This is a genomic window from Thermoleptolyngbya sichuanensis A183 (assembly GCF_013177315.1).
Taxonomy (GTDB): Bacteria; Cyanobacteriota; Cyanobacteriia; order Elainellales; family Elainellaceae; genus Thermoleptolyngbya; species Thermoleptolyngbya sichuanensis.
The window spans coordinates 2860236-2882372 of the sequence record NZ_CP053661.1; the positions used below are offsets into that span (position 1 = coordinate 2860236).

Here is a 22137-nt window from a genome sequence, read left to right on the forward strand (position 1 = left end):
GGGTTACTCTTCTGCGTCGAGAATCTTTTTAGCTTCTAGCAGATCTTTCATGTGAACGTCTGTGGGCACGGGGTAGTGCAGATCGAGTTGTGAGAGGCGATCGCCAATAATCTCCGCCACCGCCAGCCGCGTAAACCACTTGTGATCCGCAGGAATAATGTACCAGGGCGCATGTTCGGTGCTGGTGTGGGAAAACATCTCCTCATAGGCCCGCATATAGTCGTTCCAAAGCCCCCGCTCCTTCACATCCGCAGCGGAAAATTTCCAGTTCTTTTCTGGCCGCTCGATGCGTTCCAGAAATCGCTTTTTCTGCTCTTCTTTGGACACATTTAGGAAAAACTTGAGGACAACAATGCCGTTGTTCACCAGATATTTTTCAAAGTTATTAATCTCCTCAAACCGCTGCTTCCAAATATTTTTCGTCAGCGCCGATTTGGGCAACTGCTGCTTTTGCAAAATTTCGGGATGCACCCGCACCACCAGCACTTCTTCATAGTGCGATCGGTTGAAGATGCCGATTCTTCCCCGCTCTGGCAGCGCCTTGAACGATCGCCACAAGTAGTCATGGTCGAGTTCCTCATCCGACGGCGCTTTAAAGCTGTAGACCTGGCAACCCTGGGGATTGACACCCGACATGACGTGTTTGATTGTGCTGTCTTTGCCCGCCGCATCCATCGCTTGAAAGATCAGCAGCAGCGCATAGATATTTTGGGCGTAGAGGACATCCTGATATTTTGCCAGCCGCTCTACGCCTTTTTTCAGCTTTTCCTGCGCTGCGGCTTTGTCGGTATAGTCGCCAGTGTAGCCAGGGTCATAGTCTTTTTTTAAAGAAACTTTTGAACCGGGTTTGACGAGAAAGGGATCGTGATTCATAGCCTATAGAAACCAGCTAAAAAAATTAAAAAACTAGCGCGAACTGCGGGCGATCGCCCTTGCAATTCTCCACTTACCCGCCTTAAACGCCTCAAGCCTGACGAGTCTTGAAATTATACAGGCAGCGCCCCCGTTTGACCTGAAGGCTTACAGCTTTGTTGCATTCTTGATCCAAAATCGCCTGATCTGTAATATCAATGTTCCTGAGCAGCGCCACGCATGAAATGACTGGAGTCCCCATAGACAGTTGACTAGCAATCCAAAATCCAAAACCCAAAATCGATATACTCTTGACCGCCGAACCCCTGCTTTTGGCAGCCCCCCTGCTCTTGGCAGCATCGCTGATTCTTGACCATAATCATGTACAGAAATCCTGGACAGAAATCCTGTGCCAGGATTCCTGTCCAGCGGCGTAGCAACGAAATCTTTTACGAATTCCTGGGCAGGATAGTTTGAACGTGTGGAATGAGGAGCGTGTTATGCATTGGAATCAACCAGACTGGCGATCTGGACGGAATAGCCCGCGGTGGATCAGATCGCGAGGGTGTAGAGGGATGGCAAGTGCGCTGGTGCTAGGGGCGATCGCCCTCCTTTCCTCTCCTGCCGCCAGCCAACCCGCCGCGGAAGCCTATCCCGTTTCCACCAGCGGCCCGACCTCCAGTCAAGCGATTCCTGCCGCTGCTCCCCTGCCGATTTATTACAACACGACGCTGCCGGAGCTACCGCCGCTATGGGATGTAGAGCAGTTTACGCCCGCACCCCGCACCAAAGCAACCCATCTTGTCCTCAGCATCAGCCAGCGGCGCGTGTTTGCTTACCAGTACGACACCATGTTGGGCAGCTTTCCCGTCGCCGTCGGCAAGCCCAGCACGCCCACGCCAACGGGCGAGTTCACCATATTTGAAATGATCGAAGACCCGACCTGGCAAAATCCCTGGACGGGGGAAATTCGCCAGCCAGGAGCAGACAGCGCCCTGGGCTTACGCTGGATTGGCTTTGCAGAACTGCCCAACGGCGTGATCGGCTTCCACGGCACGCCGACGGTTTCCTCCATCGGACAGGCGGCATCCAACGGCTGCGTCCGGCTGCGAAACGAAGACGTGCTGGCGCTCTATGCCCTGGTGGAAGTGGGAACGCCCGTGCGCGTAGAGCCATAATCCGCCATCGCCTCAGGAGCCTGAACTCGCCAGACCCTCCTCTAGCTTGAGCGGATTGGCGCGGCTAAATCGCCAGGGCAGGATGATCGCCGCGACGGTCAGCCCCAGGGCCAGCCCCCACCACAGACCGACCGCCCCCAGTCCCGCATGAATACCCAGCCAGTAGCCGCTGGTCAGCCCTACGCCCCAGTAGGCAAGCAGCCCAATCAGCATGGGAACTTGCGTATCCTTCAGTCCCCGCAGTGCGCCCGTCGCCGTGACCTGGATGCCGTCTACCAGTTGGAACATCGCTGCCACCCAGAGCAGCTTTTTGGCAAGTTCTACCACTTCCCTGTTGGCCGGGTCGCGCACGTCGATATAAAGCGACACGATGGTTTCCGGCATCAGCCAGAAAATCAGCGCCATGATGGCCATAAACAGACTGCCCATGCCAATGCCCAGGTATCCCGCCAGCTTGGCCAGGGGAAACTGGCGCTGGCCCAGGCGTTGACCCACGAGGACGGTCGTGGCAAAGGAAATCCCTAGCGGAATGGTGAACGTGACGGCGGCCGTTTGCAGCGCTACCTGGTGGGCCGCCAGCGGCACGGTTCCCAGTTGCCCGATCAGAAATGTGGTGACGGTGAACAGGCCCACCTCGATGGCAGCCAGAATGCCGATGGGTAGCCCAATTCGCACCAGTTCTCGAAACAGCTTGGGGTCAAACCGATGCAGATGGCTCAGGAGGGCGTAGGGACGCAGCGACGATTGCCGCAGGATGTAGAGGGCGATCGCCCCAAACATGCTCCACAGCGAAATTGTGCTGGCCCAGCCGATGCCCGCCAGCCCCAACTGCGGTAGCCCAAATTTGCCCAGCGTCAGTGCATAGTTCAGCGTCATGTTGATCAGCATTCCGCCCAGCATAATCAGGATGATCGGCCGGGGGCGCGACAGGGCCGACACGGTGCTTTTCAGCGCGGCAAAACCCACACCGGGGAGATAGCCGAGGGCGATCGCCCGCAAGTAGGGCCGCCCCAGATCCAGCATCTCTGCCGATTGCCCCGTGCGGCTCAGCACCGCGTCGCCGTGCCAGATCAGCACTGCTATAGGAAAACTCAGCAGCAGCGCCAGCCAGAGGCCCTGCCGATTCACCGCGCCGACCCGCTGCGGATTGTTCGCCCCGTAGGCCTCCGCCGCCAGCGGGCTGACCGCCGCCACGACTGCCCCGCCCAGCAGCAGCAGCGCCACAAAATAGGTCGCACACAATCCGCCCGCCGCCAGCGACTCGCTGCCCAGCCGACCCATCATCACCGTATCGACAAAGCCCGTTGCCGACTGCGACAGTTGCGCCCCCGCCAGCGGCAGCGCCAGCCAAAATAACTCCCGCGATTCGGCTGAAATCGTGTTTTTCGTAAGCCAGGGTTTCATAGGTTTTAGAGATTCAGGGGTCAGGGGTTGGGGATTGGGGTGTTGGAAGAGGGAAGAGGGAAGAGAGAAGAGAGAAGAGGGAAGAGAGAAGAGGGAAGAGGTTTCGTTTTTCGTTTTTCGTTTTTCCCATCTCTCGCTCCATCACTCCCACTACCAGCGATGAATCGGTGGCACGATACTGCGGGCGGTGTGAGTCGAGCGGCTAGAGGGGCGATTGTACCGAGATTCCAACCAGGCGCGGAGTTCTGTACCCGTGTGACAGCGGACGCGATCGCCCGTCACTGGGTCATGGGCACACCACCAGCTTTCCCCATTGCGATCGCGCTCGAACCAAACACGCGGTTCGCCAGGGTCGCCCGCATAGCTCAGCAGGTGGTCAAGCAAGCTGTCCCAGAGCCTTGCCCAGCGAGATCTGCGGGAACAACTGCCGTCAATTGCCAGACTGGTTGCAGAACCCGGCTTCGGCTCTAGGTCGCCGGGTTTATGAATCGTATTCATGAGAAAGACTCCAGGGGTGAATGGTGAGATGAAGAGGCGACTTTGGGCACGGTGCAGCAAAAGCCAGCTTGCCTGCCCGTCGCTGTAGTTAAATCGGGTCAAACCTCAAACCGGGTCAAACCATCGCCATCCGTCGAGGGAAATGCTGATCTGCACCCTCAGAGGAGGCAAAATCAGCGGGTTGGAGCCTTGGCAAACACCACTAGGGCGATCGCGCTGCGGAGTTGTAGAGCGTATCAGGAACCTATTGCGGGCACCGCGTGTGCTGCGAAACCTGGCTCACGCTACGGTGGCAAGGCTCGACCAGTGAAGCACCAGAGGCAACCGCGATGCGGTCGATAAAGGCATCAACCAGAGTTTGAACGGAGGCGAACATTGAGGTACGGGCCAGGGCGATCGCCCGCTTTTGGCAAACCAAACCCACCTTGCCCGTTTCAACAACTATTCCAGTAACCGTTCCGACAAGCGTTCCAATAACCGTTCCGACAACTGTTCTAGCAACTGCCCCAACGCCGATTCCTCAACCGCCCGCCCATGAACCAACCTGCGGGCACGACGGATGAAGCGTCAAACCGTGTCTAAAACCGGAAGCAAATGCAGGTCAGAGAAGCCTCTAGACCTAGCTAAATCTTGAAGTCGCCTGAGGGGACGCAGGGCCCAGCGATCGCAAACAAAATGCTGAACCGTTGCACGGACTATTCACGGGCTATCCGCGGGCTATCCGCAATGGGCAAACTCCTCCGCGCCCTTCAGCCCAGAGGCTTTGAAAAGGGCTTTGGAAAAGCTTGCTGCGCCCCAGCGGCCGCTTCGTCGCATCAGCAACCCCGGCTGCATTCCGCGTGGGGGGCTGAGCAACTGCCGCAAAATCTGAATAATCTGAACCTTAGTCTGGAGACGTTGGGCCTGGCGGGCGACAAAAGCAACCACAACGACTCGGATATTTGGAATGGTACGAACGCCGCTGTGTTTGAGCATCTGCTTTGCCTCCTCTAGCCAAGCTGTCAGAAGTGTCGTGCCTATCGTAGGGCGATCGCCCCAATCCTTACCTCACCTACCTGGCTCACCCGATTGGGTGAACGGGAATCAGGTCTGGGGGGACGGCGTGGAACAACCCGCAGAACCATCAATTTTTTCCTGGGGCCAACTCAGGAAAGCTCAATAGTTTTGATGTCTGAAATCCCCTGGCGCAGCCGTTGGAGCAATTGTAGGGAACGACGGATTGCTAAAATGAACCCTTGGGTGATCAGCCCAGTTCTCAACCCCAAGCTAGTTTTCAACCTCTAACCCTGAGCCATGCCCACATCGGAACGTCGCCTGCTGCTGGATTTTGAAAAACCCCTGGTCGATCTGGAGGAGCGTATCAAGCAAATCCGTGACCTGGCAGAGGAAAGTGAGGTAGACGTGTCCGATCAGATTCAAAAGCTAGAGGAGCGGGCCGATCAGCTCCGGCAGGAGATTTTTCAAAACCTGACCCCGGCGCAGCGGCTCCAAGTAGCGCGGCATCCTCGCCGACCCAGCACGCTGGACTACATTCAGTCCATGACCGATGAATGGATCGAACTGCATGGCGATCGCCTGACGGGGACAGACGATCGGGCGCTGGTGGGCGGCATTGGGCGGCTGGACGGACGACCCGTGGTGCTGCTGGGGCATCAAAAGGGGCGCGACACAAAAGACAACGTGGCGCGAAATTTTGGCATGGCCTCGCCGGGGGGCTATCGCAAGGCGATGCGGCTGATGAACCACGCCAATCGATTTGGAATGCCCATTCTGACGTTTATCGACACGCCGGGGGCCTATGCGGGGCTGGAGGCAGAGCGGCTGGGCCAGGGGGAGGCGATCGCTTACAACCTGCGCGAAATGTTTCGACTGGACGTGCCGATCCTCTGCACTGTCATCGGCGAGGGCGGTTCGGGCGGGGCGCTGGGCATTGGCGTGGGCGATCGCCTGATGATGTTTGAGCATTCGGTCTACACAGTCGCCAGCCCCGAAGCCTGCGCCGCCATCCTGTGGAAAGACGCAGCCAAGTCGCCCCAGGCGGCCGAGGCGCTACGGATTACCGCCCAAGATTTGAAACAGCTTGGCATTCTAGATCAAATCTTGCCGGAGCCGCTGGGCGGGGCCCACGCCAATCCGCTCCAGGCCGCCGCCACCCTCAAGGCCGCCATCCTAGAAAACCTGGCCCAGCTTGATAGCCTCACCAACGCCCAGCGGCGTGACCTGCGCTACCAAAAGTTTCGCAAGATTGGAATCTTTCAGGAGATGTCGGCTTGAGCGACGCGAAAGGAGTTGGGGTGGCTGAACTGATAGGCCCAGCCCCTAGATTTCTAAATGGGACTTGAGCTCGGCGACCGGACGGATTTGCCCACTACTCCCTTTGACAAAATCAGATAGCGTAGCAGAGGAAGTTGGTCGAGTCTGGTTTATGAGTGTTAAAATCGAGTCCGTAACATTTTTTAAAATTTTGGAGCCAATCCTGGTGTGTAGCGCTTAATACTCGTTAATGGGGCCCTGTTTCGGTCATGCTAATTATTAGGCATTGAGGCTTGGATTTGATTTGGATAGAGCCATTGCTGATGGATTTGGTCTGGCTTCTGGACACTCGCCGTGCGATCGCCTCACTGCAATGCCTGATGGCACGGATTAGCCAGATGTCGCCCGATCAAAAGCCCACGCCAGACTTAGACTCAGGACTCTTTGACGCTAGCAATCCAATTTTCTAACTTTTTTAACTCACCCGCTAACCCAACTGTTTTTAACCAATCGTTCTTTTCATCAATCGCTTCATACCGCTGCTTGGAACTGGAGTTTCTCCCAGTTCGCTACCCACCTGCGATTTTAAGTTTTGGCTACAGGCTGGCTTAACCATTGTTTTTTTCTATTCCTTTCACGCTGGTTCATCAGTTCAGGATTTTACTCATGTCTCACGCTCTTCCTACCCGCGCCCTGATCACCGGAGCCAGTCGGGGCATTGGCGCAGCCACGGCGATCGCCTTTGCTAAAGCGGGGGTAAACCTGGCCCTGGTTTCCCGTTCTGCCGACTCCCTGGAATCAGTCGCCGCAGCGGCTCGCAAACTGGGCGTAGCGGCAGACACATATCCCATCGATCTGGAAGCTTTGGATCAGGTCGCTGAAAAAATAGGGGCGATCGCCACAGCCAGCCCTATCGACATTCTGGTGAACAACGCCGGAATCGGCTACACCGGAGACTTGCTGACGACTCCCCTCCCCGACTGGCAGCGGGTGATCAATCTCAACCTCACCAGCGTCTTTCAGTGCATCCAGGCCGTATTGCCAGGAATGCGCGATCGTGGCCAGGGTGTGATTATCAACATCGCCTCCATCGCGGGCTATCACGCTTTTCCCGGATGGGGAGCCTACAACGTCAGCAAGGCGGGGCTAATTGCCCTATCCAAAACCCTGGCAGCCGAGGAGCGCTCCCACGGGATTCGCGTCGTCACCTTTTCGCCCGGATCGGTCAACACGCCAATTTGGGACACCGACACGGTGCAAGCCGACTTCGATCGCTCTCGTATGCTCACTGCCGACGTGGTTGCCCAGTCGATTGTGCATACTGCCCTGCTCCCCCCTGGTGCAGTGATTGAAGAAATCACGCTGGTTCCCAGTGCGGGAGCCTTGTGAAGATCCGAACCAGTCCCCAAGCAGCACGGTTTCACCGGGACTGCTTTACCAGGACTGCTTTACAGAGAGATTGCTGAACAAGTCGTTCGGCACTGGCTGATTCCCTCAACAGTTTGATTGTTTTCTTTGGAGAGTTCATCCCAAGACCTATGACGATTGCTTCTTCTAACGGATTTACGAACGGATCTAATGGAGCCAACTCCTCACCCGCCAAGATTGATACACCGAAGCAGGGCGAAACGCTAACGCTGGAGGTGCGTCCTGATCGCACGACCTCCTATTCCCAAGAGCATACCGAAGTGTCGCAAGAGGACATGATCGACGCAGTGCGAACCATGCTGCTGGGCGTGGGCGAAGACCCGGAGCGGGAAGGTTTGCTCAAGACCCCCAAGCGAGTCGCCGAAGCCATGCGCTTTCTCACCAGTGGCTATAATCAGTCGCTCGAAGAACTGGTGAACGGCGCAATTTTTGATGAAGGGCATAACGAAATGGTGCTGGTGCGCGATATCAACGCCTTTAGCCTGTGCGAACACCACATGCTGCCCTTCATGGGTCGGGTTCATGTCGCCTACATCCCCAATCAGAAAGTGGTGGGGCTGAGCAAGCTGGCCCGCATTGTGGAAATGTATTCTCGCCGCCTCCAGGTGCAAGAACGTCTAACTCGCCAGATTGCCGAAGCAGTGCAAACGATTTTGGAACCCCAGGGCGTGGCGGTGGTCATGGAAGCGACTCATATGTGTATGGTGATGCGCGGGGTGCAAAAACCCGGTTCCTGGACGGTGACCAGCGCCATGCTGGGTGTATTCCAGGAAGATCAGCGCACGCGAGAAGAGTTCCTTAGTCTGATCCGCCATCAGCCTGCCTTTTTCTAGAATCCAGGCGCTAGAATTCGGCACGTAGGGCTTGATTCTGGGGCTAAAACAGTTGCATAACTCGAAGCTGGATAGTACTATTGAACTAACCAACTTCTTGCCACAGTCGGTTTTTGCTTGGGCAGAAGCCGACTTTACTTTTTTACTACCGAGTTTTACTACGAATACACAGTGGCAAGTGGCGCTAGAAATGACATTGCTGAAGCCTCATCTAAAAGCCCGCAATGCTCGACTGGCAATCCAAAATCGCAAATCCAAAATTGCAAATGGGCACCTCGATTAATTGCCTTATTGAGAATTTTAGGAGCCTGAAACCCTCGCTTTCTTGTAGCCATTCTCAAGAGGATCTGAATTTTTCGAGGTGCCCAAATCCAAAATCATAAATCCCTCCAACTCCGCACTCCTATTCCCCCAGTTCCCAGCAATCCTCAATTCCCGACAAGCCCATGAGCATTGAGCAAACAACCCAACTGATCCAACTGATTTTGAACAGTGTGCTGATGGTGGCGGTGGGGGCGGTGGTGTGGCTGGGGTTGATGCTGCGCTGGGTGTGGCTGGACAGTCTGCTGCGGGGGGCAGGGGCAGAGGTGCTGCGAGGTGAACTGAAGGGACTGGGCGAGCGCCCCTGGCGGTTGGAACAGTCGTGGGACAGAGTGTCTTATCGGTCGCTGCTGGCGCTGCGGCGGAGCAATCGCCGTCTCAAGCGACACCACCAAATGGTCGCCGTGAGCCTGCTAGTCTCCCACGGATCGCTGCTGCTGCTGGTATCTAGCACGCTGCTGTTGGCCTTGCGGACGCTGGTGCAGGCGAACTGGCTGATTCAGCTTTCGCTGGGCGTGTTTGTGGTGGGGGTTGGCGGGGTGCTGCTGGCGCTGGGGCTTTGCCTGGCCGATTGGGCGGTGAGGGAGGAGGGTGGGGCGATGCGCCCGCAGCGCGGCGAGATGAAGCTGTCTCTGAGGCGATCGCCCCGACGAGCAATCGTCGCTCTGGAGGGAACCCTGCGGGACAAAGGCAGCAAGTCTACTCTTCCAGAATTTCTACCCGATCTTCGATAGGGATACCAAAAGCGCAGGCAATTGTTAAACAATTTTGAAAACAGCGCTAAAGAGATGCAAGCCCGCCTGCAAGTGGCTGGAGTTGAGGGGATCGGAAGCCGCTTATCTTATCTTGCCCATGTGCCCGAAATCGCTCAGGTTATGCTGCGTCGTCAGCACAGACCAAGACCGTGAAACCGGCTCTAAATCGGCACCTGCACCCGCGTCGTCACGGTCATCACGGGGGGCGTTTGCTCAAGCTGCGTAAATTTCCAGCCCACGATCGCCCCATAATCCACCATCATCGTCAGCAGACCAATACCGGAGGCGGTGTGTTCGTCGTTGAGGGCATTTTGCTCAAGCTGCTGGAGGTAGCGTTCTAGGGGTTGAGCAGCGAGGATGTCCTGGATAAAGCGTTGAAAGGGGGCGATCGCCTCTGACCTGACGCTATTGGTTACCCAAAACACCAGGCAATCGGGATGGAGTTGCAACTTAATGGTGATTGGCTGGCGAGAGGCCTCGTCGTGAAACTTCATTGCATTTTCCAGCAGCTCGTTGGCAATGTATCGAACCGCATCCTGCATTTCGGTGCGGCGGCTCAGCGTTTTGGGGTCGCGCTCGTCGGCGGGAAAAAACGTCACCATATAATCCGCCAGAAAATTGGCAGACAGCCCGTTGTTTCGCCAGCGCTGGCGAATCGATTTGGCGCTGGGCGAAAAGCCCAAAATCAGATATTCCTGATTGGGCTGCAAAGCGTCGTCAAATTCTCCGAAGATTTGATTCATGCAGGCGGCTGGAGGCGGATCAGGGAGGCGGATCAAGGAGGCGCAAGTGGCAAAAATATGGGCGACGTTATCAGAAGCGCATCAAAGGCACAGAAATAAACAGAACGGCGCAGAATGAATGCACAAAATTTTAATTGGCTTTTTCGATTTTGATCCAGAAGCAAGCGAGACTCAGCGAACCGTCGAGCGCCCTCCTAACGCTGTTTCACAATTAAAAGCGTGATGTCATCAAACACTTTTTGCTGTCCGATGTGGCGGCGCACATCGTCAATCACCGCCTGCCGAATCTCAACGGCAGAGCGCTGCCAGTGCTGGCTAATCACCTGACAGAGCCGCTCGATGCCGTAAAGTTCGTGAATTTCGTTGGCGGCCTCGGTGATGCCGTCGGTATATAGCACCACACCATCACCGGGTTGCAAGTGAATGTGGGTGTGGGTGATGAAGTCGGAAATGTCTTCTACCAGACCCACCGGAAAGCCCAGCGTCATGGTGTTAATCGACTCGATCTCGCCGTTGCCCCGCACGACCAGAACTTCCTCGTGCTGTCCGCTGAGCCGCAGTTGACCCGCTTCATAGTCCAGCAGGGCCAGCGTCAGGCTGCGATCGCAGTTCATGCGCTGCACGTTGTCATAAATCACGCGGTTTAGCGTGCTGAGAAAGCGTACCGAGTCGGTTTCCTGCGTGGAGAGCAGCGTTCGCACTGCCGTCTGCACCATGAGCATCAACATACCGCTTTCTAATCCATGACCTGTGATATCGCCAATCCCAATCTTGACCGCGCCGTTATCGTGCAGCACGTCATAATAGTCGCCGCCAACTTCATCAGCGGGTTCCATAAACCCGGCAATTTCCAATCCTTCGATTTGATCTAGCTCGTGATCTTTGGGCAGAACCATTTGCTGAATCTGGCGGGTAATGGCCAGTTCTGCGCCCATTCGCAGGTTTTCTGACTGCAACTGCTGATTCAGCAGCGTAATTTCCTCATTGGCGCGGGCAAGCTGGGCGGTGCGTTCCTCGACCTTTTGCTCTAGCGTGCGGTAGAACTGGGCATTTTCCAGGGCGATCGCCGCTTGGGACGAGAGGATATTCAGCACAGTTACTCGCTCTGGCGTAAAGGTATCGGTGGCTAAGTTGTTTTCCAGATACAGCAGCCCGATCAGGTTGCCCTGATTCAAAATGGGCGAACACAGCACCGAACGCGATTGGGACTGCACGATGTACGGGTCGGTGGTGAAAAGTCCTTCTGCGGCGGCATCCCGCAGCACTACGTCTTCGCGGGTGCGCTGTACGTAATGGATCAGCGAGAGGGGCAGTGTCTGTTCGTCGGGCGATCGCGACTGGACCTGCACCTGCTCCTCGCCCTCAAGCATCCCCTCCGCCTCAATTCGCAGCCCGTCTGCTTGAAGCAATAGCAAACAGCCCTTCTGTGCGCCCGCGTTTTCGATGGCCAGCTTCAGCAGCTTCTCCAGTAAGTTCGCCAGCACAATTTCTCCAGAAATCGCCTGCGCCGCCTTGATCACCGTATCTAGATCTAGGTTTAGCCCCTGAGTTCCGCCTGTGGAACTGCTTGACCCCAGCGACACCGTTTGGTTCATTAGCTCAGTTCTGGCCAAGGGTTCCATCCGCTGTTCCAAAAACTGGGGGTAGAGCGTGTTGAGGGCATCCACTTTATAGGTCGCCCCCCAGCGCAGGTAAGTATAGCGGGCATCCATCAGGTAAGACTGGGCTAGCCGTTCCTTACCCAGTGCCAGATAAAACTTACCTGCCAGTTCTTGCGCCAGTGCTAGGTCGTTGATAAAGTCGTTGTCCCTAGCGGCCTGGATTGCGTTGTCGTAGGCATCAATGGCTTCGGCCGTGCGCCCCAGCACCCGCAGCCGCTCTGCTTCTAGCAGCAGGTGGCGATGCAGATAGTTGGCGGGGCAGTAGGTCGCCCAGCGCTGGGTCATCCGCAGGAATTTATTGATTTGGCGCAGATATTGCCGCTGCACCTTGGGCGACACGTTGTTGTAGCGGGCCAGATAAGATAGCGGCCAATAGAAATATAAGAGGGCATAGAGCGAGGTCATGGGGGAGGATTCTTGATATGCCACAGCCTGTTTTCCGGTTTCGATCGCCGTGGCATAGTCGCCGATGTGATACGCCCAGATCACCTTGGCAATGGAGCCGTAGAATAGGGGAACTCCCAGCTGCCTGTCGATAAACTGGGGAATCATTTCGTCTTCGTTGTAGATGCTGCCGACCAAGCGATTCGCGTAGCGATCTGTTCCAGAATCGCCCTCGATGCCCTGGCCGCGCAGGTGCAGTACCAGTTGATGCCAGGGCAGCATGGAGTAGACCACCTGCTCCTGTCCCAGGCTGAGGAGTTGGGTTTCGTATTGCTGAAAGGCTTCGGCCACCTCATACAGCGGCTCGCCCAGCAGCAGTTGGTGAAAGCAGTAGACCGAGGCGGCCAGCGAGGCGGCCTCCTGGTTGCCCAGTTCCAGTCCTTCGGCGTAGGCGTTGAGCAATTCGGGGAGCGATCGCCGCAGGGGTTCTTTCCAGTGGCGCAGACAGCTTTCATATCCGACAATGACGATCGTTTTGAACTGGCGGGCATTGAGCCGTTCTATGACTCGCAGGCTGAGTTGACCAAAGTCATAGGCTCGGTCGATATCGCCCAGCCCCGCCCGCAGCATCACGCCATAGGCCACGCCTTGCACTGCCGTCTGGGGCGAACTGCCGTATTTGACTACCAGATTGATCACGCGCAGTGCCGTTACGGCAATCAGATAAGGTGCGGCATTGGCGGCGGCGATGATCGGCGAACCAACGAGCCGCATGATCGCTTCTTTGACCGGATCGGTCATCGGTGGCAGTGCCTCCAGATCGCGGGAAGAGCGGTTGCCGATGACCAAAAAGCGCGTCCGCATCAACTCTAACCCGACCTGGAGGCGGCTGGGGTGGCGGGGAATCTTCAGCCCCAGTCGATTGGCCGCCGTCACAAAGATATCTAGCGCCGCGTCCATGTTGTTTTGGGCAGAGTAAGCAGAGATCTGCGTCTGGTAGGCCTTTACGGTGTCCAGGTCGGAGCGGGCGTTTGAGAGGATTGTCTCCGATAGCTGGTTGACCAGATCAAAATCGCCTTTCAGATACGCGGCCTCGACGGCTTCTTCGTAGAGCGCCAGGGTGAGTTCGTATTGATTGAGCCAACTGTGCTGATCGAGCAGGTCGGCTCCCGACCGCAGATAGCGCAGCGCCGTGTCGTAGGCGTTGGATTCTTTGGCCTTGGTGCCTGCTTTCAGGTTTAGCCGAGCCAGTTCGTGCCGCTCGACGGCGTGGGCGATCAACCCCGCGCCCGTGTTCAGGTGGTTTACAATGTCGAACAGATGATCTTCCTGCTGTTCGGCGGAACTGTGGGTGAGGAGCGATCGCCCAATGCGGTAGTGGATCGTTTCGCGCTCGGTTTCGGGAATCAGCGAGTAGGCCGCCTGCTGCACCCGGTCGTGCAGAAACCGGAAGGTCAGGTCACGGTTTCGGGACAGGTCGCTCTGCCACTCCTCTGCACCAGACAACTCCTGCCCATTCTGCTCCAGGCTGGCAAACGGATAGCCCTCACCCAGCGGCATCACCAGTCCTTCCTCGACGCTCTGCCACAGGTCGGCCGCCACCGCGCTCTGGGGCAAGTCGGCGGCGATCGCCAGCGTGGGCACGTCGAACTGGTTGCCCAGGCAGGCCGCCAGCCGCAGTACCCGCTGGGTGTTGGGTTCCAGCTTCTGGATCTTGTCGGCCATTAGCTCGACGACATCTTCGGGTAGCCCCGTATCACGAATTTGGCTCAGATCCCACTGCCAGTTTCCTGACGACGCATCATAGTTGAGTAGCCCTTCGGTATACAGCGACTTGAGAAATTCCGTCAGAAAAAACGGGTTGCCTTCCGTAATCTGCATGACGTAGCTGGCCAAAGGGGCGATCGCCTGCGGTTCGGCACAGCAAGTATCAGCCACGATCTGCTGCACAGTGTCCGCATTCAGCGGGGCCAGGTCGATTTGGTTGACCCGCACGCCCGCCTGCCGAATCTGTTCCAGCGTCAGCATCAGCGGATGGGCCGGGCTGACTTCGTTGCTGCGGTAGGCTCCTACCAAAAATAGGTAGCGGCTGTCGGGCGCAGTCAGCAGGCGCTCAATTAACTTTAGCGAGGCTACATCCGCCCATTGCAGGTCGTCTAGGAACATCACCAGCGGGTGTTCTGCCTGGGTAAACACCTGGATAAAATTCTGAAACACTAGGTTAAAGCGATTCTGGGTTGCATCGGGAGCCAGCAGCGGCACCTCCGGCTGGGGGCCGATAATTAGCTCGACTTCAGGAATCACCTCGATCACGACCTGACCGTTGCGCCCAAGCGCCTTCGACAGCAGCGCTTTCCAGCGGTCGATTTGCGTCTGGCTCTCGGTCAACAATTGCCGTATTAGCTCCTGAAACGCCTGAATCAGCGCCGAGTAAGGAATATTTCGCTGAAACTGGTCGTATTTGCCCGCGATGAAATAGCCCTTGTGGCGCGTGATGGGTTTGTAGATTTCCTGCACCAGCGACGACTTGCCAATGCCCGAATAGCCCGCCACCAGCATCACCTCACTGCGTCCGGCGGCCGCCATCACCGCCCGTAGCGCTGGCAGTTTGGACGGGGTCATCGGTTCTCCAATCGGTTCTCTATCCGCTTGCCCCCGTGCTGTTGACCCTGCGGTCGCTGCCTGGGCCGCTGCCACCCGCTCAAAGCCATCGAGCAAAAGCTGCACCTCTCGCTCTCGCCCGTAGAGCTTTTGGGGAATCTGGAAGCGGCCGGAAGCGTCGTCTTGCCCCAGCGGAAAGGGGGCGATCGCTCCAGTGGCCCGCAGGTCTACTAGACAACGCTCCAGATCGGTCTTCAGCCCATAGGCGCTCTGGTAGCGGTCTTCAGCATTTTTGGACAGCAGCTTTAACACGATCTGCGAAAGAACAGACGGTACGGCTGGGTTGACCTCGTGGGGTGGGTCGGGCTGTTTGGCCAGGTGGCTATGGATTAGCTCCATTGGGTCAGATGTGCTAAAGGGCGGATTGCCCGTCAGCAGTTCATACAGGGTCGCCCCCAGCGAGTAAAAATCAGTACGATAGTCTAGCGAGCGATTCATCCGCCCGGTCTGCTCTGGCGATAGGTAGGCCAGCGTGCCCTCCAGACGGTTCAGCGTTTGCAGCGTTGGGTTTTCCCGCGATAGCACGGTGGCGTTGCCAAAGTCGATTAGCCCGACGCGGCCCGTGTCTGCGTCGTACACCACGTTGGCAGGGTTTACGTCTTTGTGGATGACGCTGGCGGCGTGAACCTGACCCAGAATCTCCGCCAGGGCGATCGCCACCGACAGCGCCTCTGGCATATCGAGCGATCGCCTCAGCAGCAGCCGTTGCAGCGACTCGCCGCCAAAGTCCTCCAGCACCAGCACCACGCCGCTCTGATGTGGCTCCAGTCCATAGACGCGGCTGATCCCGTCCACTGCCGACAGCCGATTCAGGATTTCATGCTCTAGCCGAAACCGCGCCAGCTCCTCTAGACTGGGATATTCCGACTGAGTCGCTTTAAGAATCACAGGCACTCGATCCAACTCGCGCTCAGCCCGATAGACCACCGAGCGACTGCTCATGTGGAGTTGGGTCAGCACTTCATAGCCTGCAATTACGACCATGCCGGATAAGCGCTAAAACAAAAACTGGGTTCTCAGGATGATACTGTAGACCGGCGGATTTTCGCTGAAATTATTCGGGTTAAACGACACAAAAAACATCGGCACCAGCCCCACATTGTCATTCAGCGGAAAGTAGTAGCTGGCCAGCACATCGACCTGCGTGCCGCCATCGCCATAGCCCCCTACCAGAAACTCCTCACCATCCGTCACGTCAAACGGAATCGTCGCCGCTAGCGTGCCCAGCGCCCCCGGCTTGCCCAGGTCGGGAAAGGCAAAGCCCAGTTGAAACGCCTGCACTTCGACATTGCCACCCTCCCGCAGGGGATTGATCGGGTCAATCTCCGACGTGCTAAAGGAATAGCGCCCAAACACCGCAAACCCCGGCGACAGGGCCCAGTCAAAATTCAGCACAAAGTTATGGGCGATGATGTCGTCCACCGTGCCGCCAAAGCCGTCATCTACCGCGCCCCGCAGCGAAGTCAGCAAAAAGGGAAACACCGCCAACCCTTCGGGCACACCCGGAAACGGCGGTGGCGCTTCTAGCCGACTGCGGTTATACAGCAGGCGAATGTTGGCGTTGAAGCTGGGGGAATAGGTCAGCTCCGCCAGGATGTTGTTGTTGCCGTTGAAAAAGCCCCGGCGGGGGTTGGCCGGGCCATCGCCGCCAGGGGAAATAAAGGGTTCGTCAAAAATTTGCTGCGATCGGTCGTTGCGGGCCAGGTAGCCCGCCCGCAGCAGCCATTGGGGGCTGAGCGTCCATTCAAACAAGCCGCCCGCCCCCGATAGCCCGTTGCCCGCCAGCGTGCTTTGGTAGAAATTTAGCCCGCTGGAGCCGAAAACGATGTTGGTAAACGGGTTTTGGTCGAAATGGCGAAACGGCAGGATGCGCGGCCCCACCACCAGCCGAAAGTCTTCGCTAAACAGCGGAAAGGCGTACTTTAGCTCAAATAACCCGACGGAATTGGGCGACAGCGGCGTAACGGGGTTGGAATCGGCGTAGGGGATGCCAAAGCTGCTAGTAAACCCAGCAGAACTGAAGGCGCTGGCGGGCGGGTCGCCGTTGCCCATTGCCAGGATCATCGTCAGTTCATCGGTCTGCTGAAAAGACCCCGTGAAGACAAAGTAGGCAGAATAGCTGAGGGTCGTTTCTGGGTCATCTCGCACGGTTTCTACCACCGGGTCGCCAAACTGCCCCGTTTGCAGGTCAAACTGGCGGGCCGGCCGCCGCGCTGCCGGACTCACACCTGGCACGGTGATGCCTTCGGCCAAAATGTCGCCACCCGCAAAGGAGTGGCTGAAGTTAAAAGAGGCCAGCGTGTTAAACCGCAGCGTGGTGGAAAACTGGTTGGCTTCTAGTTCAGAAACGGCGGCTTCTAGGTCATCCAGGCGATCGCCCAGGGTGGCCAGCTCTGGCGCAAACTCGCGCTGGAGGGCTTCGATGCGGGCGATCGCCTCTGGGTCAAGCTGCTCTAGCCGCCCCGTCACCGCGTCCAGACAGGCCGCCAGCCCCGCCGCAAACTCGTAGCGCGTCATCGCCTGCCCGCCTCGATACAGCCCGCTGGGGTAGCCCTCCAGACAGTCCAGCCCGCCCTGGGCTTCGTTATTGGCCAGATAGGCCAGCGCCTCATAGGCCCAGTCGCCCAGATTCACGTCCGCAAGCTGCGAAACCGAAGTCACCTGCGCCATCTGGTCTACCGCCAGCCCGTCTAGCTCTGCGGATGGAGCGGCGGGTTCGGCGACAGATCCAGCTTGATACGCGGTGTAGTCTAGGGCAGATTCATCCAGGGCTTGCGAGTGGGCAGGAAACTCCAGCGCCAATAGGCCGAGCGACAGTCCCAGAATTGCCGAACATCCCTGGCGCAGCCGAATGCTAAAGCGTGTGCTGAGGGGGGGAATAGGACGGGCGATCGCCCGCTGTATCTGGAACGGAACGGAATATAAACCCACGATTTCAAATCCTCACACGCTTCAAAATCAGATTCAAAGATTTCCGCAAGGGCTTGTTCAAATTTCGTTCAAAAGCTTGTGTAAAGTTTTGTACAAAGCTGGTTTGAGAAGCATTGAAATCCACATTCAACGCTGCCTTCACAATCTCGTTCAGAATGGCTAGACAAGGATAGTCTGACTTTCCCACTCAAGTTCGTACCAGCGTTCGCGGTCTTGTCGAACTCCTGTCAGAGTCTTGTCCACAATCACATCCTGCACAATCACATCCTGCACAATCACATCCTGCACAATAGCAGCCTCTAGAAACGTTTCTAGAACGCTCTATCTGCCCGCTCTATCTGCCCGCTCTATCTGCCCGCTCTATCTGCCCGCTCTATCTGCCCGCTCTATCTGCCCGCTCTATCTGCCCGCTCTATCTGCCCGCTCTATCTGCCCGCTCTATCTGCCCGCTCTATCTGCCCGCTCTATCTGCCCGCTTTATCTGCCCGCTTTATTTGCCCGCTTTATCTGCCACAGATGCACGCTCGCGACCGCAAATTTGCATTGCAGGCGAATAATCTACGAGTACTATATAGTAAGTTCGAGTCAAAAACTAGCCGTCTATCAAAATGGGATTCTGAGCAGAACTTTGTGAGTCTAGCCTGGCTGTTTATCCCGATTTCTCTCGTGGCGCTGGGCATGGCAGGCGGCTACTTTCCGCAGTTGCGCCGCGCCGTGATGGAGTTGCCTCGCCCCCGGGCATTTCAAACCGATGCCGAGTGGTCGGCCGCTTCGCCGCCGCTAATTTCGGTAGTGATTCCGATGTACAACGAGGCTGAAAACCTGGAGGGCTGTATTTGCTCGGTGCTGGACTGCACAAGTCTATCTGCCAACCGCCTCCAGGTCTGGGTGATCGACGACCAATCCACCGACGACACGCTGGCACAGTTGTATGACCTGCAAGCGCGGCTGGCTGATCCCCGGCTGCATATCTTGGCGGGCCGGCCCCAACCCGCGAACCAGCGCTGGTCGGGCAAAAACTGGGCCTGCTTTCAAGCCTCGCAGCACGCAGACGGCGACTGGCTGCTGTTTATTGATGCGGACGTGCGGCTGAAGCCGGGGGCGATCGCCTCGATGGTGCAAACGGCGATCGCCCTTCAGGCAGACCTGCTCACCTGCATTCCGCAAGTGGTCAGCGGATCGCTGGTGGAATGGCTGGTGCAACCGCTGATGTTTGCCAATGCCGCAGTCACGTTTAATTCTGAAGCCGTGCGCGATCCAACGTCGCCGACGACCTACGCGCTGGGTCCCTGCCTGCTGTTTTCGCGGGAGAGCTACGCGGCGGCAGGCGGCCACGGCGGCATCGGCGCGGAAGTTGCAGAAGATGTTGTCTTTGCCCGCACGCTCAAGCATCAGGGCTTTCGAGTGGTGCATGTACTCGGTTGCGACCTGCTGAGCCTGCGGATGTATCGCTCCTTTAGAACCCTGTGGGAAGGCTGGACGAAGGTGCTTTACGTCGGCGCAAACTATAGCGTGCCGCTGATGCTGCTGCTGGCGCTGGTAATGCTGTCGATTTACACTGTGCCCTGGCTGGCGCTGGCGATCGCCCTCACGTCCCTGTTCACCGCTGGTGGTCTGGGCGGCTGGATTTTGCTGCTGCTGGCGATCGCCGGACTGGGGCTGCAATATGCCATTCGCGCTATGGGTTCCCATGCCCTGGACACGACGACGCGATATTGGTGGCTGCACGTCCTCAGCGGCCCGCTGATCACCGCGCTGGCGATCGCCTCTATTATCAAAGCCGAAACGGGCTGGGGCTGGACTTGGCGGGGGCGATCGCTGAAGCCGCTGCGTCGGGTTTCTTCGTCGCGCCACCGCTGAGGCAGATTTTGGATTTTAGATTGCCGATTTTGGATTTTAGATTGCCAGCCCAAAATCCAAAATCCAAAACCCACCTCACTCGTTCAGCAGCAGGTAATACAACTGCCCTGGATGGTTGATCAGCCCAGCGCGATCGCCCGCCAGTCGCCCACTGCCCATGTAGATATCGACGCGACCGGGCCCACGAATCGCGCCGCCGGTGTCCTGATCCAGCACGTAGCGGCTGACGCGGCGCAGGGTCAACTGTCCTGCTGCTTCCACCTGGGGAATGTCCGTGCGGATCAGCGCCAGGGCACCAGGTGGAAATACGGTCTTGTCGGTGGCGATCGCCCGCTCAGCCGTCACGGGCACATTCAGCGACCCGATGGGCGGCGCACCGGCCGTTTCTCGGAAAAACACAAACCGATTGTTGCGCGGAATGTAAACGTCTAACTCTGCCGGGTTGCGCCGAAAATAGTCCAGCACCACGGGCAGGCTCAGCCCCGCTTCGGGAAGCTTACCATCGTTAATCAACTCTCGCCCCAGGCTGGTGTAGGCATAGTCCGTGCGGCCGGCGTAGCCAATGCTGAGCGTCGTGCCATCCGTCAGTTGCAGCCGCGCCGACCCCTGCACCTGGATCAAAAACGCTTCTAGGCGATCGCGCAACCAGGCAATTTCCAGCCCCCGCAGCGGCCCGGCCGCCCCCTGCAAGCCGTCGATGCCCTCTAGCTGGGCGCGGGTGGGGTGGGGCTTAGGCCAGCGATCGAGATCCGGCGGCTGGCGATAGACCGGATAGCGAAACTCGGCGGTGGGGCGGCGGCTGGCGGTGTAGGTCGGCTCGAAATATCCGGTGAAATCGACCGTGCCCTGGCCGTCGCGCCCGATAGATTGATAGAGCGAAAATTCCCGCAGCACGGCTGTTCGCAATTCTTCGGCAGAACGGGTCGATTGCAGCAACTGGCGAAACCGCACCAGGCTGCGGCGGACGCGATCGCGCGTGAAGGGCGGCACAGCCAGGGTACGATAAGCCTCGGCCGCTGCGGGCGTGTTCAAATAGCGCAGCGAATAGTCGATGGCGCGAATCATGGCCGGGCGATCGCCCCCAAATCGCCGAAGCTGCTCGTCCAGCGTTGCCGCCGCCTCTAGCTGGGTCGCCTCCACCCGCCGCAGTGGAACGGTCTGCGCCGCTGCCAGCCCCGCGCCGCCCAGCCACAGCCCCAAAGTTACCATTGGCCCCAGCGCTACGCCCGCGAGGATTTTTCTGCAAAACTGAGGGCGATCGTTCCGCCGTCTCTCCACCATCAACCGTTCCATTGCTGCCAAACCCAACTCCAACGCAATTTTCAGAATCTACAAGCTCAGAACATTGTAGTTTTTAAGCTTTGGGATTTTTCGAATTTTCAAGCACTGAGGCTGAAAACCATTGCAGTTAATCAGGATTGTGGAACGTATAGCGGGAACAATAGAGAACGCGACACTAACTTGACAAAACAACTTAGCAAAAAGTCATAAGTCAAATTCGGGCTAATGCTCTGGGCCGTAGTCAGCGCTTCAGAGCCAGAATGCTGGCTACCAAACCTAACTCTGACTTGTAATGCTGCACTAGATAAGAGGGAACTGACATATGCTGACAACTTTTCCGATCGAACAATTTAAGATGCTTCAGACTGATGCTCAGAATTATAAAGACCCAATGAGCCTTCTAGAAGCATTTCCTGCGCTGCGAATCAAGCCTAACTGCGTGCTACGGCTTTACTACCATTACAGCCATGGCGATGGCGTAGGAGCTGTTTGGGCGTTTAGAAACGAAGATGCCCCTCCTGAAAATTGTTTTTTTATAGCTGATGAAGAATGGTTTACAGCTTATGAAGAAGGAATCGAGGAATTTCTAGAGAAGGGGAGGCTGAAACCTGGCCGTCGGTGTGAAACTTTTGAGGAAGTCTTCGACAAACCAAATGGCGCTTTAGAAAATTTCATGGAAGCAATTGAAGGGGACGGTACGCCTTGGTCGTATTTGTCTGCGTCGCTGTTTGCCCGTGAAGCGCCAGAGCTTGGAGCTTCTGGACACGGTTGCAGCTGGTCTACTCACATGATCCTTAGAAATGATCCAGATGAATTGCGTCGGGCAGGAGATTCTCCATTTCAGTGGTTAGTCTCTAAGCCAGATATATGGCTGCCATCCTGCCAAGAAGAAGGAGATACGGTCATTGTCCAGTTCTACAGCTACAGTGCCTTAGGCATAGAGCAAATTATCCAGCACCGTGATATCTATCAAAAAGGGTCTTATACCTTTAGATGTGAAGCTCAAGACATTGCAACTGGGGGAGCAGGTTTTGTCTTCTAGCATAGATTTTTCCATTAATTAAATGCGCTGACTCAATCATGCAGGAACTTTA

17 protein-coding genes and 1 pseudogene are annotated in these 22137 nt (G+C 57.0%); 9 read left to right on the forward strand and 9 right to left on the reverse strand.

Going from position 1 to position 22137, the window contains the following annotated elements; translation table 11 throughout:
• Nucleotides 1–3 precede the first annotated feature (3 nt).
• On the reverse strand, nt 4–873 hold the full coding sequence (locus HPC62_RS11990; protein ID WP_172355954.1) for a polyphosphate kinase 2 family protein: 870 nt from the start codon (nt 871–873) through the stop codon (nt 4–6).
• Nucleotides 874–1427: 554 nt separating this feature from the next.
• Between HPC62_RS11990 and HPC62_RS11995 the strand changes: the two genes are divergently transcribed.
• Nucleotides 1428–2030 carry a L,D-transpeptidase family protein gene (locus tag HPC62_RS11995; protein WP_172355956.1) on the forward strand — a complete coding sequence of 201 codons (603 nt, stop codon included), beginning with the start codon at nt 1428–1430 and terminating at the stop codon, nt 2028–2030.
• A 12-nt stretch (nt 2031–2042) separates the two neighbouring features.
• Here HPC62_RS11995 and HPC62_RS12000 read toward each other — a convergent pair whose 3' ends face one another.
• The 4 genes from HPC62_RS12000 to HPC62_RS12015 form a co-directional block, all read right to left on the reverse strand.
• Nucleotides 2043–3434, reverse strand: coding sequence for an MATE family efflux transporter (locus HPC62_RS12000; protein WP_172355958.1), 1392 nt, complete (start codon nt 3432–3434; stop codon nt 2043–2045).
• Between the two features lie 150 nt (nt 3435–3584).
• Nucleotides 3585–3932: a hypothetical protein gene (locus tag HPC62_RS12005; protein WP_172355961.1), complete on the reverse strand. Its 348-nt coding sequence runs from the start codon at nt 3930–3932 to the stop codon at nt 3585–3587.
• Between the two features lie 244 nt (nt 3933–4176).
• A complete protein-coding gene (locus HPC62_RS12010) occupies nt 4177–4356 on the reverse strand; it encodes a hypothetical protein (protein ID WP_172355963.1) in 180 nt (59 codons plus the stop codon).
• A gap of 293 nt (nt 4357–4649) precedes the next feature.
• The gene (locus HPC62_RS12015; protein ID WP_172355965.1) at nt 4650–4907 is read right to left on the reverse strand and encodes a hypothetical protein; all 258 of its coding nucleotides are present in this window, start codon (nt 4905–4907) and stop codon (nt 4650–4652) included.
• Nucleotides 4908–5225: 318 nt separating this feature from the next.
• Here HPC62_RS12015 and HPC62_RS12020 point away from each other — a divergent pair, with 318 nt between their 5' ends.
• The 6 genes and pseudogenes from HPC62_RS12020 to HPC62_RS24170 form a co-directional block, all read left to right on the forward strand.
• Entirely contained in the window at nt 5226–6206 is a 981-nt protein-coding gene (locus HPC62_RS12020) for an acetyl-CoA carboxylase carboxyltransferase subunit alpha (protein WP_172355967.1), read from the forward strand.
• 272 nt (nt 6207–6478) lie between these two features.
• Entirely contained in the window at nt 6479–6655 is a 177-nt protein-coding gene (locus HPC62_RS12025; protein WP_172355969.1) for a hypothetical protein, read from the forward strand.
• A gap of 196 nt (nt 6656–6851) precedes the next feature.
• Complete coding sequence (locus HPC62_RS12030; protein WP_172355971.1) at nt 6852–7574, forward strand: SDR family oxidoreductase; 723 nt, start codon at nt 6852–6854, stop codon at nt 7572–7574.
• 149 nt (nt 7575–7723) lie between these two features.
• Nucleotides 7724–8446 (forward strand): GTP cyclohydrolase I FolE, encoded by a 723-nt coding sequence (folE, locus tag HPC62_RS12035; RefSeq protein WP_172355973.1) that lies wholly within the window; start codon nt 7724–7726, stop codon nt 8444–8446.
• Nucleotides 8447–8892: 446 nt separating this feature from the next.
• Complete coding sequence (locus tag HPC62_RS12040; RefSeq protein WP_172355975.1) at nt 8893–9501, forward strand: hypothetical protein; 609 nt, start codon at nt 8893–8895, stop codon at nt 9499–9501.
• Between the two features lie 48 nt (nt 9502–9549).
• A pseudogene (locus tag HPC62_RS24170) lies at nt 9550–9657 on the forward strand (SPFH domain-containing protein); the annotation flags it as partial.
• Nucleotides 9658–9683: 26 nt separating this feature from the next.
• On the opposite strand, the gene HPC62_RS12045 reads toward HPC62_RS24170, so the two are convergent.
• The 3 genes from HPC62_RS12045 to HPC62_RS12055 form a co-directional block, all read right to left on the reverse strand.
• Nucleotides 9684–10265, reverse strand: a complete 582-nt coding sequence (locus HPC62_RS12045; protein WP_172355977.1) for a slr1658 superfamily regulator — start codon at nt 10263–10265, stop codon at nt 9684–9686.
• 194 nt (nt 10266–10459) lie between these two features.
• Nucleotides 10460–15955 carry an AAA family ATPase gene (locus tag HPC62_RS12050; RefSeq protein ID WP_172355979.1) on the reverse strand — a complete coding sequence of 1832 codons (5496 nt, stop codon included), beginning with the start codon at nt 15953–15955 and terminating at the stop codon, nt 10460–10462.
• 12 nt (nt 15956–15967) lie between these two features.
• Complete coding sequence (locus HPC62_RS12055; protein WP_172355981.1) at nt 15968–17902, reverse strand: iron uptake porin; 1935 nt, start codon at nt 17900–17902, stop codon at nt 15968–15970.
• 630 nt (nt 17903–18532) lie between these two features.
• Here HPC62_RS12055 and HPC62_RS12060 point away from each other — a divergent pair.
• Entirely contained in the window at nt 18533–19762 is a 1230-nt protein-coding gene (locus tag HPC62_RS12060; protein WP_205369567.1) for a glycosyltransferase family 2 protein, read from the forward strand.
• Nucleotides 19763–19837: 75 nt separating this feature from the next.
• On the opposite strand, the gene mltA is transcribed toward HPC62_RS12060, so the two are convergent.
• The gene (gene mltA / locus HPC62_RS12065; protein WP_225910542.1) at nt 19838–21055 is read right to left on the reverse strand and encodes a murein transglycosylase A; all 1218 of its coding nucleotides are present in this window, start codon (nt 21053–21055) and stop codon (nt 19838–19840) included.
• A 310-nt stretch (nt 21056–21365) separates the two neighbouring features.
• On the opposite strand from mltA, the gene HPC62_RS12070 reads away from it, so the two are divergent.
• Nucleotides 21366–22085 (forward strand): hypothetical protein, encoded by a 720-nt coding sequence (locus HPC62_RS12070; protein WP_172355983.1) that lies wholly within the window; start codon nt 21366–21368, stop codon nt 22083–22085.
• Nucleotides 22086–22137 lie beyond the last annotated feature (52 nt).

Excerpts from the sequence above, each read along its gene's own strand:
- HPC62_RS11990 (WP_172355954.1), bottom strand. The coding sequence starts at position 873 with ATGAATCACGATCCCTTTCTCGTCAAACCCGGTTCAAAAGTTTCTTTA.
- HPC62_RS11995 (WP_172355956.1), top strand. The coding sequence starts at position 1,428 with ATGGCAAGTGCGCTGGTGCTAGGGGCGATCGCCCTCCTTTCCTCTCCT.
- HPC62_RS12000 (WP_172355958.1), bottom strand. The coding sequence starts at position 3,434 with ATGAAACCCTGGCTTACGAAAAACACGATTTCAGCCGAATCGCGGGAG.
- HPC62_RS12005 (WP_172355961.1), bottom strand. The coding sequence starts at position 3,932 with ATGAATACGATTCATAAACCCGGCGACCTAGAGCCGAAGCCGGGTTCT.
- HPC62_RS12015 (WP_172355965.1), bottom strand. The coding sequence starts at position 4,907 with ATGCTCAAACACAGCGGCGTTCGTACCATTCCAAATATCCGAGTCGTT.
- HPC62_RS12020 (WP_172355967.1), top strand. The coding sequence starts at position 5,226 with ATGCCCACATCGGAACGTCGCCTGCTGCTGGATTTTGAAAAACCCCTG.
- HPC62_RS12030 (WP_172355971.1), top strand. The coding sequence starts at position 6,852 with ATGTCTCACGCTCTTCCTACCCGCGCCCTGATCACCGGAGCCAGTCGG.
- folE (WP_172355973.1), top strand. The coding sequence starts at position 7,724 with ATGACGATTGCTTCTTCTAACGGATTTACGAACGGATCTAATGGAGCC.
- HPC62_RS12040 (WP_172355975.1), top strand. The coding sequence starts at position 8,893 with ATGAGCATTGAGCAAACAACCCAACTGATCCAACTGATTTTGAACAGT.
- HPC62_RS12045 (WP_172355977.1), bottom strand. The coding sequence starts at position 10,265 with ATGAATCAAATCTTCGGAGAATTTGACGACGCTTTGCAGCCCAATCAG.
- HPC62_RS12050 (WP_172355979.1), bottom strand. The coding sequence starts at position 15,955 with ATGGTCGTAATTGCAGGCTATGAAGTGCTGACCCAACTCCACATGAGC.
- mltA (WP_225910542.1), bottom strand. The coding sequence starts at position 21,055 with ATGGAACGGTTGATGGTGGAGAGACGGCGGAACGATCGCCCTCAGTTT.
- HPC62_RS12070 (WP_172355983.1), top strand. The coding sequence starts at position 21,366 with ATGCTGACAACTTTTCCGATCGAACAATTTAAGATGCTTCAGACTGAT.